This is a genomic window from Streptomyces sp. NBC_00370, from assembly GCF_036084755.1.
Classification (GTDB): domain Bacteria; phylum Actinomycetota; class Actinomycetes; order Streptomycetales; family Streptomycetaceae; genus Streptomyces.
Genome location: NZ_CP107968.1, coordinates 1,676,645 through 1,692,096 on the forward strand (window position 1 = coordinate 1,676,645; position 15,452 = coordinate 1,692,096).

Consider the following 15,452-nt stretch of genomic DNA (forward strand, 5'->3'; position numbering starts at 1 on the left):
CTGACGCGGACGGGGTGCCCGACCACCGGACGGGAGGGGGCCGGGGCCGGAGGAGGGGGGTGTCCGGACGTAAAGCGAAGGAGCTCATGCGACAAGCAGTCCGGACACCCCCCTCCGCAGGACCCGGAACCCGCCACCAGACAGCGACACCGCAACCCAGACCCGCAACGCCGGACGGCGACTAGCCGATGTCCGGGGGGTCGATTCTGATGCGGACCGGGTCCGCCGAGCCCCGGGCCAAGCGGCTCGCCTGCGTCTCCTTCAGCGCGCTCGCCAGCGCCGCCCCGCTTCCCGGCGGTACCCGCAGCAGCGCGCGGTCCCACGGCTCCCCCGGGGGCGGGTCGCCGGGGCGGCGGGGGCGGGCCGGGTCCGTGACCGGGAGCGGTACGGGGCCCAGGACCTGCGCGTCGGGCGGCAGCCGGGCCGCCGACAGGAACGCCTCCACCGCGGCCGGGCGGCCCGAGACCGCCGCCATCCGGGACACCGGCGGAAGCCCCAGCTCGCCCCGTTCCGCCAGCTCGCGCTGCGCGTGGCCGACCGGGTCCCAGCGGACCAGGGCCTGGACGGGGCGGAGGGTGGGCTCGGCGATCACGACCACCACGCCGCCCTCGTCCTGGCCGCGTACCAGCGCCGCCGCCTGCATCCAGCGGCGCAGCGCCTCCTCCCCCGCCCGCAGGTCGGGGCGGCCGAGCATCGCCCAGCCGTCGAGGAGCAGCGCCGCCGCGTACCCGCCGTCGGCGACGGGTTCGGCGCCGGGGGTGCTGACCACGAGCGCCGGGCGGGCCGGGACCGAGTCGAGGATGTGGTCGCGGCCCGAGGTGCGGACGGGGACGGCCGGGAAGGCCCGGCCCAGCTCCTCGGCCGTGCGGCGCGCGCCGACGACCTGGGCGCGTAGCCGGGGCGAACCGCACGCGACGCACGTCCAGTCGGGCTCACCCCGGCCGCACCAGCCGCAGCGCAGCTCCCGCTCCTGGGGGGCTTCCAGCGGGCCCGCGCAGTGCCGGCAGCGCGCGGGGGTGCGGCAGCGTTCGCAGGCGAGCCTCGGGACGTAGCCGCGGCGCGGCACCTGGACCAGTACGGGGCCGGTGCGCAGGCCGTCCCTGACGGCCTGCCAGGCGAGGCTGGGCAGCCGAGCGGCGCGCGCGGCGCCGTCGCGGGCCAGCTCGCCGTCGCCGACGGTGCGGACCAGCGGGGCCGAGCCGCGTACCTGTTCCCGGTCGGCGCCGAGCGGCAGCGCCCAGCCCGTCTCGACCAGTTGGGCCGCCTCCACCGTGCAGCCGGTGCTGCCGAGCAGGAATCCGCATTTGTCGTGGGCCGCGCGCAGCAGCAGGACCTCGCGGGCGTGCGGCTGGGGCGCGTGCTGTTCGCTGTGGCTGCCGTCGGCGTCGTCCCAGATGGCGACGAGGCCGAGGTCGCGTACGGGGGCGAACATCGCGGCGCGGGTGCCGACGACGGCCCGGACGGCGCCGCGCCGTACGGCGAGCCATTCGCGGTAGCGCTTCTCGGGGCCCGCCTCGGCGGTGAGCAGGGCGTGCTGTCCCTCGCCGAGCTGCGTGGTGAGCGCCGCGTCGAGCCGGGCGGCGACCCGGCCGTCCGGTACGACGACGAGCGCGCCCCGGCCGGAGGACAGCGTCGCCGCTACGGCGCGGGCCAGTTCGTCGGCCCAGTGCGGTCCCGGCAGCGCCGTCCACACGGCGCGTGGCGACGCGCCGTCGGCGAGTGCGGTGAGGAACGCCGGGCCCTGGGCGTACCGCTGCCAGGTGCCGGGCTCGGGTGCTCCGGGCGGCGGCAGGGGTTCCGGGGACGGTTTGGCCTCGGCGCGGGCGTTCCTCGGCGGGATCGCGAGCTGGAGTACGTCGGCGAGGCTGCCCGCGTACCGGTCGGCGACGGCGCGGGCGAGGGTGAGCAGTTCGGTGCTGAGGACGGGTTCCGGTGAGACGACGCCGGCCAGGGCGGCGAGCGGGCCCGAGTAGTCGGAGTCGGCGCGGCGCTCGATGACGAAGCCGTCGATCAGCCGGCCGCCCTCGCGGCGCCCGCCGCGTACCTGATGGGCGCCGGCGCCGAACCTGATCCGGACCCGGACCCCCGGCTGTGCCTCGTCGGCCAGCTCCTCGGGGACGGCGTAGTCGAAGAACTGGTCGAGGTGCAGGACGCCCTTGTTGACGACGACGCGGGCGACGGGCAGCTCGGCGGCGAGGGCGGCGCCGCGCCAGGTGCGCGGTTTGGCCCGGGGGACCTTGGCGGTGCGGACGGTCTCGCGGATGAGCGCGAGCTGTTCCGCCTCGGGCTGCTGCCCGGGTTCGGTCCCCCGCTCGTCGTCGCTGCTCACGCCCCCATACCTACCAGAGAGAACTGACATCGGCCGATCAGGACCGCGGCTGCTCCCGGTACTCGGCCAGCCCGGCCGCCGTCTTGGTCGCCACGAATTCGGTGATGCGGTACGCGCAGACTCCGGCGACGGTGAACGGGTCCTCGGCGGCGAGCTGTTCGACGGCCGCCCGGTCGGTGCCGGCCGCGAGGATCACGCCTCCGTCGCGCGGGACCTTGCGGCCCGACGCGATGAGGAGCCCGGTGGCGTACCCCTTCTCCAGCCAGGCCACATGGTCGGCCATGGCGGCGTCGACGCGGTCGAGGGGCGCGGTGTAGGTCAGCTCAAGTACGAACATGGGGGAAATATATGCGGCGGCGGCAACGCGCCGGGCCCGGCCCCTCCTTGGCGGAGGAACCGGGCCCGGGGAAGAACTCCGTCAGTTGCCCGCGGCCTTGCGCAGGGCGTCCACGCGGTCCGTGCGCTCCCAGGTGAACTCGGGCAGCTCGCGGCCGAAGTGGCCGTACGCCGCGGTCTGGGCGTAGATCGGACGCAGCAGGTCGAGGTCGCGGATGATCGCGGCCGGGCGCAGGTCGAAGACCTGACTGATGGCCTGCTCGATCTTCTCGGTGTCGACGGTGGCCGTGCCGAAGGTCTCGACGAACAGACCGACCGGCTCGGCCTTGCCGATCGCGTAGGCGACCTGGACCTCGCAGCGGGTGGCGAGGCCCGCCGCCACGACGTTCTTGGCGACCCAGCGCATCGCGTACGCGGCGGAGCGGTCGACCTTCGACGGGTCCTTGCCCGAGAAGGCGCCGCCGCCGTGGCGGGCCATGCCGCCGTAGGTGTCGATGATGATCTTGCGGCCGGTCAGGCCGGCGTCGCCCATCGGGCCGCCGATCTCGAAGCGCCCGGTCGGGTTGACCAGCAGCCGGTAGCCCTCGGTGTCCAGCTTGATGCCGTCGTCCACGAGCTGCTGCAGGACGTGCTCGACGACGAACTCGCGGATGTCGGGGGCGAGCAGGGAGTCGAGGTCGATGTCCGACGCGTGCTGCGAGGAGACGACGACGGTGTCGAGGCGGACGGCCTTGTCGCCGTCGTACTCGATGGTGACCTGCGTCTTGCCGTCGGGGCGCAAGTAGGGGATGGTGCCGTTCTTGCGGACCTCGGAGAGCCGGCGGGACAGCCGGTGCGCGAGGTTGATCGGGAGCGGCATCAGCTCGGGCGTCTCGTCGCAGGCGTAGCCGAACATCAGGCCCTGGTCGCCGGCGCCCTGCTTGTCCAGCTCGTCCTCGTCACCCTCGACGCGCTTCTCGTACGCGTCGTCGACACCCTGGGCGATGTCCGGGGACTGCGCGCCGATCGAGACGGAGACACCGCAGGAGGCGCCGTCGAAGCCCTTCTTCGAGGAGTCGTAGCCGATCTCCAGGATCTTGTCGCGCACGAGCTGGGCGATCGGGGCGTACGCCTTCGTCGTCACCTCACCGGCGACATGCACCTGGCCGGTGGTGATCAACGTCTCCACAGCGACCCGCGATGTCGGGTCCTCGCGCAGAAGCGCGTCAAGAATCGTGTCGCTGATCTGGTCAGCGATCTTGTCGGGGTGACCTTCGGTCACAGACTCCGAGGTGAAAAGACGACGGGACACAACGCTCCCTGGGGTTGCAGCGGCTGCTGGCTGATCATGGGCGGGCAGGCCGGGGGCTGCGCCCCACGACGTTCCTGGGCCAGTTTATCGGTCATACCGGGCCACAGGTCCAGGTGTCTCGGTCCGTGGGAGTTCCGTGGCGCGCGGTCCGGGCAGTGCGATACGACGATTCGGCCAGAGTACTGGGCGTTATGCCGTTTTTGTTGGCTTTCGGTCGGACCGGAGCGGCGAAATGGCGGTGACTTGACCGGCGAGAAGCAATAAAGATTTCATCTCGCGTCCGTTCAGTGCCGCGTTTCGACGTCTTCGAGCCGGGGCCCGACAAGGTCCCAGACGATGTCGGCGAGCGCTTCCTTGGGCCCGTACGGCACCGGCGTCTCCGCGCCGTCCGCCGCCAGCACCACGGCTTCGTTCGAAGCGGCCCCGAAGGTCCTGCTCTCCCCCACCTCGTTGACGACCAGCAGGTCGCAGCCCTTGCGGCGCAGTTTGCGGCGGCCGTTGTCGAGGACGTCGTCGGTCTCGGCGGCGAAGCCGACGACCACCTGGCCCGGGTGCGGCCGGTTCGCCGAGATCTCCGCGAGGATGTCCGGGTTACGGATCAGGGTGAGCGGGGCGGGCTCCTCGTCGTCCTTCTTCTTGATCTTGCCTTCGGCGTAGGCCGCCGGGCGGAAGTCGGCGACGGCCGCCGCCATCACGACCGCGTCGGCGTCGGCGACGGCCTTCAGCACGGCCTCGCGCAGCTGCCGCGCCGTCCCCACATGGACGACGTCGACTCCGGCCGGGTCCGTCATCCCGGTGTTGGCCTCGATCAGGGTGACCCTGGCGCCCCTGGCCGCGGCCGTGCGGGCGAGGGCGTAGCCCTGCTTCCCCGAGGAGCGGTTGCCCAGGTAGCGCACCGGGTCCAGGGGTTCGCGGGTGCCGCCGGCGCTGACCACGACATGGCGGCCGGCGAGATCGGGCGCGGCGACGCCGCGTGCCAGCACCCGGCGGCAGACCTCGTAGATCTCCTCGGGGTCGGGCAGCCGGCCCTTGCCGGTGTCGACGCCGGTGAGCCTGCCGACGGCCGGTTCGACGACGACGGCGCCCCTGCGGCGCAGCGTGGCCACGTTCTCCTGGGTGGCGGGGTGCTCCCACATCTCCGTGTGCATGGCGGGGGCGAAGACCACCGGGCAGCGGGCGGTCAGCAGGGTGTTGGTGAGCAGGTCGTCCGCGAGTCCGTGCGCGGCCTTGGCCAGCAGGTCGGCGGTGGCGGGGGCCACGACGACGAGGTCGGCCGACTGCCCGATCCGTACGTGCGGCACCTCGTGGGCCCCGGACCAGACCTGGGTGGCGACGGGGTGTCCCGACAGCGCGGACCAGGTCGCCTCACCGACGAAGTGCAGGGCGGACTCGGTCGGTACGACCTGGACGTCATGGCCGGACTCGGTGAGCCGGCGCAGCAGTTCGCACGCCTTGTAGGCGGCGATCCCGCCGGCCACTCCCAGTACGACCTTCGGCTTGTCCACCGTGTCTCCCCGCCTCGTCTTCGCTTCTCGTACCTATGACACACCACAGGCCCGGCAGTCGCGCTGCCGGGCCTGTGCTGAAAGCGTCTGTGCGGGCGGGTCTACTGGGCCGGGCCCTCGATGGCCTCGGAGGTCAGCAGTCCGGCGTTGATCTCGCGCAGGGCGATCGAGAGCGGCTTCTCGTGGACGTGCGTGTCCACCAGCGGGCCGACGTACTCAAGCAGACCCTCGCCGAGCTGCGAGTAGTACGCGTTGATCTGGCGCGCGCGCTTGGCCGCGTAGATCACGAGGCTGTACTTGGAGTCGGTGGCCTCAAGCAGCTCGTCGATCGGCGGGTTGATGATGCCCTCGGGTGGGGTGATGGAAGAGGACACTCTCTAGCCTTCCGAAGATAAATCAGGGAATTTCAGGAAACACCAATGATCATGCAACTGCCATCAAGGCTAGCAGCTCGCGCGCGACGTCCTCGACCGAGGTGTTGACCAGGGTCGTGTCGAACTCCGACTCGGCCGCCAGCTCCACCTTGGCCGCCGCCAGCCGGCGCGCGATCACCTCGGGTGCTTCGGTGCCCCGGCCGGTGAGCCGGCGTACCAGCTCGTCCCAGTCCGGCGGCGCCAGGAAGATCAGCTGGGAGTCCGCCATGGAATCCCTGACCTGTCTGGCGCCCTGGAGGTCGATCTCCAGCAGTACGGGCTCCCCCGCTTCGAGCCGTTCGAGCACGGCTCTGCGGGGCGTGCCGTAGCGGTTGCCCGCGAACTCCGCCCATTCCAGCAGCTCTCCGTTGGCGACCAGCTTGTCGAACTCCTCGTCGCTGACGAAGAAGTACTGGACGCCGTGGCGCTCACCGGGGCGCGGCTTTCTTGTGGTGGCCGACACCGAGAGCCATACCTCGGGGTGGGCCTTGCGCATATGGGCGACGACCGTGCTCTTGCCGACCCCGGAAGGGCCGGAGAGCACGGTCAGCCGCGGACGTACCTCTGCTGCCATGCAGCGATTATCCAGGTTCCCGGGAGTGCCCGGGAACGTCAGGCCGGAGAGCCGCCGAACTCGCGTTCCAGGGAGGCGATCTGGTTGGAGCCGAGACCGCGCACGCGGCGGCTTTCGGAGATCCCGAGCCGCTCCATGATCTGCTTGGCGCGGACCTTGCCCACGCCGGGCAGCGACTCGAGCAGGGCGGAGACCTTCATCTTCCCGATGACGTCGTTCTCCTGACCCTGCTTGATGACGTCATGGAGGGAGGCGCCGGAGTGCTTGAGTCGATTCTTGACCTCGGCCCGCTCCCGGCGAGCCGCGGCGGCCTTTTCGAGCGCGGCTGCGCGCTGTTCAGGGGTAAGGGGCGGAAGAGCCACGCCTACGTCACCTCGGATGTCGAACTGTCGGATACGGACCGGCGAGGAAGCTGGTCGCCCCCCACCTGGTGAGCCGTGAACAACGGATTGCTCGTTGGCTCTCGACGGAGACTAGCGTTGAAGGCCGCCGGAGTCAGCGAGAACAGACGAAAAGTCCTGGTCAGCATCGCACGACCGGTACATTCCTGGCATTTCACCCCGCTTTTCTGTCCAGAACGCGCTCAACTCCCTCAACGAGCGGCGTCGACAGCCGCCTTCACCTCGTCGGTGAAGCGCTCGGCTCCGTCCCGAAGAGCCCTGATGTCCGGTCCGTACCGCAAGACGCCACGGCTCACGCTCGGCAGTACGTCGTTGATCGCGGGGCCGAACACGCCGGACAGATCGGCGGGGGTCGCGCCCTGCGCGCCGATGCCGGGAGCGAGCAGCGGTCCGTTGACGGCGAGATCGACCCGTACGTCGCCGAGCGTCGCCCCGACGACGGCGCCGACCGAGCCGAGCGGCGTCGCCCCGGCGTTCTCCGCCGCGATGTGGTCGAGGATCAGCTGCGCCACCGGACGGCCGTCGGCGGCGGTCGCCCGCTGCACCTCGGCGCCCTCCGGGTTGGACGTCAGCGCGAGGACGAAGACCCCGGCCCCGGAGATCGCCGCGGCGTCCAGGGCCGGCCGCAGGGCGCCGAAGCCGAGGTACGGCGAGACGGTCACCGCGTCGGAGAAGAGCGGCGAGTCCTTGTCGAGGTAGGTGGCCGCGTACGCCTGCATCGTCGAGCCGATGTCGCCGCGCTTCGAGTCCATGAGGACCAGCGCGCCCGCCGACCGCGCCTCGGCGACCGCCGTCTCCAGGACGGCGACACCGCGCGAACCGAAGCGTTCGAAGAACGCGGACTGCGGTTTCAGCACGGCGACCTGACCGGCCAGCGCCTCGACCGTGGTCCGGGCGAAGCGTTCGAGCCCCGCGACGTCGTCGGCCAGGCCCCAGGCGGTGAGCAGCCCCGGGTGCGGGTCGATACCGACGCAGAGCGGTCCCCGGGTGTCCATGGCGGCCCGCAGCCGGGCGCCGAACGGGGCGAGCGGGGTGCCGGGGGTCGCGGTGTCGGAACTCATACGGTCACCTTCCTGGTACCGGCGCCCACGGCGTCGGCGAGTGTGGCGTACGGGCTGCTCGCGAGGCGCGCGGCGAGCCCCTTGTGGACGGCGCGGCTCCAGAACGGCCCCTGGTAGATGAAGGCGCTGTAGCCCTGCACCAGGGTGGCGCCCGCCAGGATGCGCTGCCAGGCGTCCTCGGCGTTCTCCACGCCGCCGACGCCGACCAGCGTCAGCCGGTCGCCCACGCGCCCGTACAGCCGCCGCAGGACCTCCAGGGAGCGCTCCTTGAGCGGGGCGCCGGACAGGCCGCCCGTCTCGGCGACGAGGGCGGGGTCCGAGGTGAGGCCCAGACCTTCCCTGGCGATGGTGGTGTTGGTGGCGATGATGCCGTCGAGCCCGAGTTCGACGGTGAGGTCGGCGACGGCGTCGATGTCCTCGTCCGCGAGGTCGGGGGCGATCTTCACCAGCAGCGGGACCCGGCGTCCCTCGACCGTGCGGTCGGCGGCTTCCCGCACGGCGACGAGCAGCGGGCGCAGCTGGTCGACGGCCTGGAGGCTGCGCAGTCCCGGGGTGTTGGGGGACGACACGTTGACCACGAGGTAGTCGGCGTGGGCGGCGAGCCGTTCGGTGGATGTCACGTAGTCGGCGACGGCGGCGCTGTCGGGGGTGACCTTGGTCTTGCCGATGTTGACCCCGAGGGTGGTGCGGAAGACCGCCTTGCGGGCCGCCAGGCGGCGCGCCACGGCCGCCGAGCCTTCGTTGTTGAACCCCATCCGGTTGATGAGCGCGCGGTCGGCCACGAGCCGGAAGAGGCGGGTCTTGGGGTTGCCTGGCTGGGGTTCGGCGGTGACGGTGCCGATCTCGACGTGGTCGAAGCCGAGCATCGCCATCCCGTCGACGGCGACGGCGTTCTTGTCGAAGCCGGCAGCGAGCCCGAACGGGCCGTGCATCCGCAGCCCGAGGGCCTCGGTGCGCAGTTCGGGGTGGCGCGGCGCGAGGGCGGCGGCGAGGAACGTGCGCAGGACGGGGATCCGGGCGGCGAGCCGGATCCAGCGGAAGGCGAGGTGGTGGGCGGCTTCGGCGTCCATCCGCCGGAAGGCCAGCCGGAAGAAGATGCGGTACATGGGGTGGGGTGATCCTTCGCAGTGATCCGTCGTGGACCTCATGAGGAGGTCGTGGACCTCATGAAGAGGGGGACACCGCTTCCGGTGTCCCCCTGCTGGTTACTTTTCCTCGCGTGCCGCGATCAGATGTCGGGCGTGTTCCTGGAGGGAACGGACCCCGACCCCGCCGTGGTTGAGGGCGTCGATGCCCTGGACGGCTGCGGCGAGCGCCTGGACCGTCGTGAGGCAGGGGACGCCGCGGGCCACGGCGGCCGTGCGGATCTCGTAGCCGTCGAGCCGGCCGCCGGTGCCGTAGGGGGTGTTGACGATCAGGTCGATCTCGCCGTCGTGGATGAGCTGGACGACGGTCGGCTCGCCGTTCGGCCCCTCCCCCTCGCCCAGTTTGCGGACGACGGTGGCGTTGATGCCGTTGCGCTTGAGCACCTCGGCCGTGCCGGAGGTGGCGAGCAGTTCGAAGCCGTGGGCGACGAGTTCACGCGCCGGGAAGATCATCGAGCGCTTGTCACGGTTGGCGACGGAGATGAAGGCGCGGCCCTTGGTGGGCAGCGGGCCGTAGGCGGCGGCCTGCGACTTGGCGTACGCCGTGCCGAAGACGGTGTCGATGCCCATGACCTCGCCGGTGGAGCGCATCTCAGGGCCGAGGACGGTGTCGACGCCGCGGCCGTGGATGTCGCGGAAGCGGGACCACGGCATCACGGCCTCCTTGACGGAGATCGGCGCGTCCATGGGGAGCGTGCCGCCGTCGCCCGTCGAGGGGAGCAGCCCTTCGGCGCGCAGTTCGGCGATGGTGGTGCCGAGCGAGATCCGGGCGGCGGCCTTGGCGAGCGGTACGGCGGTGGCCTTGGAGGTGAAGGGCACCGTGCGGGAGGCGCGCGGGTTGGCCTCCAGGACGTACAGGATGTCGCCGGCCAGCGCGAACTGGATGTTGATCAGTCCGCGTACGCCGACGCCCTTGGCGATGGCCTCGGTGGAGGCGCGCAGCCGCTTGATGTCGAAGCCGCCGAGCGTGATGGGCGGCAGGGCGCACGCCGAGTCGCCGGAGTGGATGCCGGCCTCCTCGATGTGTTCCATCACACCGCCGAGGTACAGCTCGGTGCCGTCGTAGAGGGCGTCCACGTCGATCTCGATGGCGTCGTCCAGGAAGCGGTCGACGAGGACCGGCCGGGTGGGGCTGATCTCGGTGGACTCGGCGATGTACGTGGCGAGCCGGTCCTCGTCGTAGACGATTTCCATGCCGCGCCCGCCGAGGACGTAACTGGGCCGGACGAGCACGGGGTAGCCGATCTCGTCCGCGATGGCCTTGGCCCCGGCGAAGGTGGTGGCCGTGCCGTGCTTGGGCGCGGGCAGCCCGGCCTCGGCGAGCACCTGGCCGAAGGCGCCGCGGTCCTCGGCTGCGTGGATCGCCTCGGGGGGTGTGCCGACGACCGGTACGCCGTTGTCCTTGAGCGCCTGCGCGAGGCCGAGCGGGGTCTGGCCGCCGAGCTGGACGACGACCCCGGCGATCGGGCCCGCCAGGGACTCGGCGTGCACGATCTCCAGGACGTCCTCCAGGGTGAGCGGCTCGAAGTAGAGCCGGTCGGAGGTGTCGTAGTCGGTGGAGACGGTCTCGGGGTTGCAGTTGACCATGACGGTCTCGTAGCCGGCGGCGCTGAGCGCGAACGAGGCGTGGACGCACGAGTAGTCGAACTCGATGCCCTGGCCGATCCGGTTGGGACCCGAGCCGAGGATGATCACCGCGGCCTTCTCGCGCGGCGCGACCTCGCTCTCCTCGTCGTAGGAGGAGTAGAAGTACGGGGTCTTCGCGGCGAACTCGGCGGCGCAGGTGTCCACGGTCTTGTAGACCGGCCGGACGCCGAGCGCGTGCCTGACCTCGCGTACGACGTCCTCGCGCAGCCCGCGGATCGCACCGATCTGGGCGTCGGAGAAGCCGTGCCGCTTCGACTCCGCGAGCAGTTCCTGGGACAGCTCCGCGGCGCCGGCCAGGTCGTCGGCGTACTCCTTGATCAGGAACAGCTGGTCGACGAACCACGGGTCGATCTTCGTCGCTTCGAAGATCTCTTCGGGGGTGGCGCCCGCCCTGATGGCCTGCATGACGGTGTTGATCCGGCCGTCGGTGGGGACGGCGGCGGTACGCAGCAGCCCGGCCTTGTCACCGGGGTCGCCGGTGAAGGCGAACTGGCTGCCGGCCTTCTCCAGGGAGCGCAGCGCCTTCTGCAGGGCCTCGGTGAAGTTACGGCCGATGGCCATGGCCTCGCCGACGGACTTCATGGTGGTGGTGAGGGTCGCGTCGGCTGCGGGGAACTTCTCGAAGGCGAAGCGCGGCACCTTGACCACGACGTAGTCGAGCGTGGGCTCGAAGGACGCCGGGGTCTTCTCGGTGATGTCGTTGGGGATCTCGTCCAGCGTGTAGCCGACGGCGAGCCTGGCGGCGATCTTGGCGATCGGGAAACCGGTGGCCTTGGAGGCGAGGGCCGAGGAGCGGGAGACGCGCGGGTTCATCTCGATGACGATGATCCGGCCGTCGTCGGGGTTGACGGCGAACTGGATGTTGCAGCCGCCGGTGTCCACGCCGACCTCGCGGATGATCGCGATGCCGACGTCCCGCAGGGTCTGGTACTCCCGGTCGGTGAGCGTCATGGCGGGCGCGACGGTGATCGAGTCGCCGGTGTGCACGCCCATCGGGTCGAAGTTCTCGATGGAGCAGACGACCACGACGTTGTCGTTCCGGTCGCGCATCAGCTCCAGCTCGTACTCCTTCCAGCCGAGGATCGACTCCTCCAGGAGGACCTCGGTGGTCGGCGAGAGGGTGAGGCCCTGGCCGGCGATCCGGCGCAGCTCGTCCTCGTCGTGCGCGAAGCCGGAGCCCGCGCCGCCCATGGTGAAGGAGGGCCGGACGACGACGGGGTAGCCGCCGAGCGTCTCGACGCCGGCGAGCACGTCGTCCATGGAGTGGCAGATGACCGAGCGCGCCGACTCGCCGTGGCCGATCTTGGCCCGTACGGCCTCGACGACGCCCTTGAACAGCTGGCGGTCCTCGCCCTTGTTGATGGCCTCGACGTTGGCGCCGATCAGCTCGACGCCGTACTTCGCGAGGACACCCTGCTCGTGCATGGAGATCGCGGTGTTCAGCGCGGTCTGGCCGCCCAGCGTGGGCAGCAGCGCGTCGGGCCGCTCCTTGGCGATGATCTTCTCGACGAACTCGGGGGTGATCGGCTCGACGTACGTGGCGTCGGCGATCTCCGGGTCCGTCATGATCGTGGCGGGGTTGGAGTTGACGAGGATGACCCGCAGGCCCTCGGCCTTCAGGACCCGGCACGCCTGGGTGCCGGAGTAGTCGAACTCAGCTGCCTGGCCGATGACGATCGGTCCTGAACCGATGACCAGGACGGACTGGATATCGGTGCGCTTAGGCACGCTGGTCCTCCATCAGGGATGTGAAGCGGTCGAAGAGGTACGCGGCGTCGTGCGGGCCCGCGGCCGCCTCGGGGTGGTACTGGACGCTGAAGACCGGCCGGTCGAGCAGCCGCAGCCCCTCGACCACGTTGTCGTTGAGGCAGACGTGCGAGACCTCGGCGCGGCCGTAGGGGGTCTCGGAGACCTGGTCCAGCGGGGCGTCGACGGCGAAGCCGTGGTTGTGCGCCGTGACCTCGACCTTGCCGGTCGTCCGGTCCTGGACGGGCTGGTTGATGCCGCGGTGGCCGTACTTGAGCTTGTACGTGCCGAAGCCGAGCGCCCGGCCGAGCAGCTGGTTGCCGAAGCAGATGCCGAACAGGGGCGTGCCGCGCTCCAGGACGCCCTTGACGACGGTGAGGTCGGCGGTGGCGGGGTCGCCGGGCCCGTTGGCGAGGAACACGCCGTCGGGCGCTGTCGCGTAGACCTCGTCGAGCGTGGCGGTCGCGGGCAGGACGTGCACCTCGATGCCGCGCTCGGCCATCCGGTGCGGGGTCATGCCCTTGATGCCGAGGTCGAGCGCCGCGACGGTGAAGCGCTTGGTGCCGATGGCCGGGACGACGTACGTCTCGGCGGTGGTGACCTCGGCGGACAGGTCGGCGCCCGTCATCTCGGGCGCCTGCCGCACCCGGTCGAGCAGCGTGGCCTCGTCGGCGAGCGCGTCGCCGGAGAAGATACCGACCCGCATGGCGCCGCGCTCGCGCAGATGGCGGGTGAGGGCGCGGGTGTCGATGCCGCTGATGCCGACGACGCCCTGGGCGACGAGTTCGTCGTCGAGGGAGCGCTGCGAGCGCCAGTTGGACGGCACGCGCGCGGGGTCGCGTACGACGTAGCCGGAGACCCAGATCCGCCGGGACTCCGGGTCCTCGTCGTTGACGCCGGTGTTGCCGACGTGCGGGGCGGTCATCACGACGACCTGGCGGTGGTACGAGGGGTCGGTGAGGGTTTCCTGGTAGCCGGACATGCCGGTGGAGAACACGGCTTCGCCGAAGGTCTCGCCGACCGCTCCGTAGGCGCGGCCGCGGAAGCTGCGGCCGTCCTCCAGGACGAGTACGGCGGCAGACGCCTTCTCACGGGCTGTTCCCCGGGGGGAGGTCGTCATGATGCGCCTTCCGTGGTGGTGCTGGACGTGGGGCTCGTGGTGGAGTGGTTCATGGAGTTGATCGCCTCGACCCAGTCGGCGTGCTCGGCCGACCGGTCGGAGCGGAAGCCGGAGTCGAGCAGCTTGTCGCCGTGCTGCCAGGTGACGATCAGCAGGCCGCCCTCGGTGAGGACCTTGCCGGCGATGCCCTTGTCGAGCCGCGCCTCGCGCAGCTGGGCGGCGGGGACGAAGAAGTCGTTCGCACCGGGGCGTACGACGTCGAGGCCTGCGTCGGTGAGGGTCAGCTCGACCCGGCTGCGGGTGCCGAGGCCGTGGGCGACGACGCGGTCGAGCCACTGTCCTGCCGTGGTCGAGCCGTGGTAGCGGCCGGTCAGCTCCAGCTTCGCCGTACCGCTGCGCTCGGGCAGCGGGTGCAGCTCCGGCACGTCGGACTGGAGGGTGCCGCGCCACTTCCAGCCCTGGCGCATCAGCCAGTACACGAGCGCGATGAAGATCAGCAGCCCGACGACCCAGCCGATCCGGGCGGACCAGTCGGTCACGTCCGCCGATTTCTGCTCGGCGGCGAGCGGCAGCAGCCGCAGGGGGTTCGCAGTTGTCACGCCAGATTCCCGTCGACGACCGTGGCCTTGCCCCGCAGGAAGGTGTGGGTGACGCGCCCCGGCAGCTCACGGCCCGCGTAGGGGCTGTTACGGCTGCGGGAGGCGAAGTCCGCGGGGTCCACGACACCACGGTAAGCGGGATCGACCAGGGTGAGGTTGGCGGGCTCGCCGACGGCGACCGGGCGGCCGTGCCCCGCGAGCCTGCCGATCGCGGCCGGCCGGAAGGACATCCGGTCGGCGACGCCCGCCCAGTCGATGAGGCCGGTGTCGACCATCGTCTCCTGGACCACCGACAGCGCCGTCTCCAGGCCGACCATGCCCATGGCGGCCGCGGCCCACTCGCAGTCCTTGTCCTCGTGCGGGTGCGGCGCGTGGTCGGTGGCGACACAGTCGATGGTGCCGTCGGCGAGCGCCTCGCGCAGCGCCATCACGTCGGCGTCGGTGCGCAGCGGCGGGTTCACCTTGTAGACGGGGTTGTACGACCGTACGAGCTCGTCGGTGAGCAGCAGGTGGTGCGGGGTGACCTCGGCGGTCACGTTCCAGCCCTTGGACTTGGCCCAGCGGACGAGGTCGACGGAGCCCGCCGTGGAGAGGTGGCAGATGTGGACGCGTGAGCCGACGTGGGCGGCGAGGAGGACGTCGCGGGCGATGATCGACTCCTCGGCCACGGCCGGCCAGCCGCCGAGGCCCAGCTCGGACGAGACGACGCCCTCGTTCATCTGGGCGCCCTCGGTGAGCCTGGGCTCCTGGGCGTGCTGGGCGACGACGCCGTCGAACGCCTTCACGTACTCCAGCGCGCGGCGCATGATCACGGCGTCGTCCACGCACTTGCCGTCGTCGGAGAAGACCCGCACCCCGGCCGCCGAGTCGTGCATGGCGCCCAGCTCGGCGAGCTGCTTGCCCTCCAGGCCGACGGTGACGGCGCCGACGGGCTGCACGTCGCAGTAGCCGGACTCCTTGCCGAGCCGCCAGACCTGCTCCACGACGCCCGCGGTGTCCGCGACGGGGAATGTGTTGGCCATGGCGTGTACGGCCGTGAAACCGCCGACAGCGGCCGCCCTCGTACCGGTGAGGACGGTCTCCGAGTCCTCGCGGCCGGGCTCGCGCAGATGGGTGTGCAGGTCGACCAGGCCCGGCAGCAGGATCTTGCCGCCCGCCTCGACGACCGTCGCGCCCTCGGCCTCGATCGCGGTGTCCACGGCGGCGACGCTCTCGCCGTCGATCAGGACGTCCCGTACCTCGCCGCCGAGCACCTTCGCGCCCCGGATCAGGATCTTGCTCATGG

At 71.4% G+C, this 15,452-nt stretch carries 13 protein-coding genes; all 13 read right to left on the reverse strand.

Going from position 1 to position 15,452, the window contains the following annotated elements; translation table 11 throughout:
* Positions 1-181 precede the first annotated feature (181 nt).
* Positions 182-2,329: a primosomal protein N' gene (locus OHS57_RS07035; RefSeq protein ID WP_328581390.1), complete on the reverse strand. Its 2,148-nt coding sequence runs from the start codon at positions 2,327-2,329 to the stop codon at positions 182-184.
* Positions 2,330-2,366: 37 nt separating this feature from the next.
* Entirely contained in the window at positions 2,367-2,666 is a 300-nt protein-coding gene (locus OHS57_RS07040) for a YciI family protein (RefSeq protein WP_328581391.1), read from the reverse strand.
* 81 nt (positions 2,667-2,747) lie between these two features.
* Positions 2,748-3,956, reverse strand: a complete 1,209-nt coding sequence (gene metK / locus OHS57_RS07045) for a methionine adenosyltransferase (protein ID WP_041991684.1) — start codon at positions 3,954-3,956, stop codon at positions 2,748-2,750.
* A gap of 284 nt (positions 3,957-4,240) precedes the next feature.
* The gene (coaBC, locus tag OHS57_RS07050; RefSeq protein ID WP_328581392.1) at positions 4,241-5,461 is read right to left on the reverse strand and encodes a bifunctional phosphopantothenoylcysteine decarboxylase/phosphopantothenate--cysteine ligase CoaBC; all 1,221 of its coding nucleotides are present in this window, start codon (positions 5,459-5,461) and stop codon (positions 4,241-4,243) included.
* A 101-nt stretch (positions 5,462-5,562) separates the two neighbouring features.
* Positions 5,563-5,835, reverse strand: a complete 273-nt coding sequence (gene rpoZ / locus OHS57_RS07055; RefSeq protein WP_041991682.1) for a DNA-directed RNA polymerase subunit omega — start codon at positions 5,833-5,835, stop codon at positions 5,563-5,565.
* Between the two features lie 49 nt (positions 5,836-5,884).
* Positions 5,885-6,448 carry a guanylate kinase gene (gmk, locus tag OHS57_RS07060; protein WP_041991681.1) on the reverse strand — a complete coding sequence of 188 codons (564 nt, stop codon included), beginning with the start codon at positions 6,446-6,448 and terminating at the stop codon, positions 5,885-5,887.
* A 38-nt stretch (positions 6,449-6,486) separates the two neighbouring features.
* The gene (locus tag OHS57_RS07065; RefSeq protein ID WP_040019917.1) at positions 6,487-6,810 is read right to left on the reverse strand and encodes an integration host factor; all 324 of its coding nucleotides are present in this window, start codon (positions 6,808-6,810) and stop codon (positions 6,487-6,489) included.
* Positions 6,811-7,040: 230 nt separating this feature from the next.
* Entirely contained in the window at positions 7,041-7,910 is an 870-nt protein-coding gene (gene pyrF, locus OHS57_RS07070) for an orotidine-5'-phosphate decarboxylase (protein ID WP_328581393.1), read from the reverse strand.
* Positions 7,907-9,016 carry a quinone-dependent dihydroorotate dehydrogenase gene (locus OHS57_RS07075; protein WP_328581394.1) on the reverse strand — a complete coding sequence of 370 codons (1,110 nt, stop codon included), beginning with the start codon at positions 9,014-9,016 and terminating at the stop codon, positions 7,907-7,909. The genes pyrF and OHS57_RS07075 overlap by 4 nt, the downstream gene beginning before the upstream one ends.
* A 99-nt stretch (positions 9,017-9,115) precedes the next feature.
* Positions 9,116-12,430, reverse strand: a complete 3,315-nt coding sequence (carB, locus tag OHS57_RS07080; RefSeq protein WP_328581395.1) for a carbamoyl-phosphate synthase large subunit — start codon at positions 12,428-12,430, stop codon at positions 9,116-9,118.
* Positions 12,423-13,568: a glutamine-hydrolyzing carbamoyl-phosphate synthase small subunit gene (gene carA, locus OHS57_RS07085; protein ID WP_041991672.1), complete on the reverse strand. Its 1,146-nt coding sequence runs from the start codon at positions 13,566-13,568 to the stop codon at positions 12,423-12,425. The genes carB and carA overlap by 8 nt, the downstream gene beginning before the upstream one ends.
* Positions 13,565-14,167: a PH-like domain-containing protein gene (locus tag OHS57_RS07090; protein ID WP_041991670.1), complete on the reverse strand. Its 603-nt coding sequence runs from the start codon at positions 14,165-14,167 to the stop codon at positions 13,565-13,567. Before OHS57_RS07090 ends, carA begins: the two co-directional genes overlap by 4 nt.
* On the reverse strand, positions 14,164-15,450 hold the full coding sequence (locus OHS57_RS07095; protein ID WP_328581396.1) for a dihydroorotase: 1,287 nt from the start codon (positions 15,448-15,450) through the stop codon (positions 14,164-14,166). The genes OHS57_RS07090 and OHS57_RS07095 overlap by 4 nt, the downstream gene beginning before the upstream one ends.
* Positions 15,451-15,452: the final 2 nt, after the last annotated feature.

Coding starts and splice junctions, on each gene's coding strand:
- OHS57_RS07040 (WP_328581391.1), bottom strand. CDS start 2,666: ATGTTCGTACTTGAGCTGACCTACACCGCGCCCCTCGACCGCGTCGAC.
- gmk (WP_041991681.1), bottom strand. CDS start 6,448: ATGGCAGCAGAGGTACGTCCGCGGCTGACCGTGCTCTCCGGCCCTTCC.
- pyrF (WP_328581393.1), bottom strand. CDS start 7,910: ATGAGTTCCGACACCGCGACCCCCGGCACCCCGCTCGCCCCGTTCGGC.
- OHS57_RS07075 (WP_328581394.1), bottom strand. CDS start 9,016: ATGTACCGCATCTTCTTCCGGCTGGCCTTCCGGCGGATGGACGCCGAA.
- carA (WP_041991672.1), bottom strand. CDS start 13,568: ATGACGACCTCCCCCCGGGGAACAGCCCGTGAGAAGGCGTCTGCCGCC.
- OHS57_RS07095 (WP_328581396.1), bottom strand. CDS start 15,450: ATGAGCAAGATCCTGATCCGGGGCGCGAAGGTGCTCGGCGGCGAGGTA.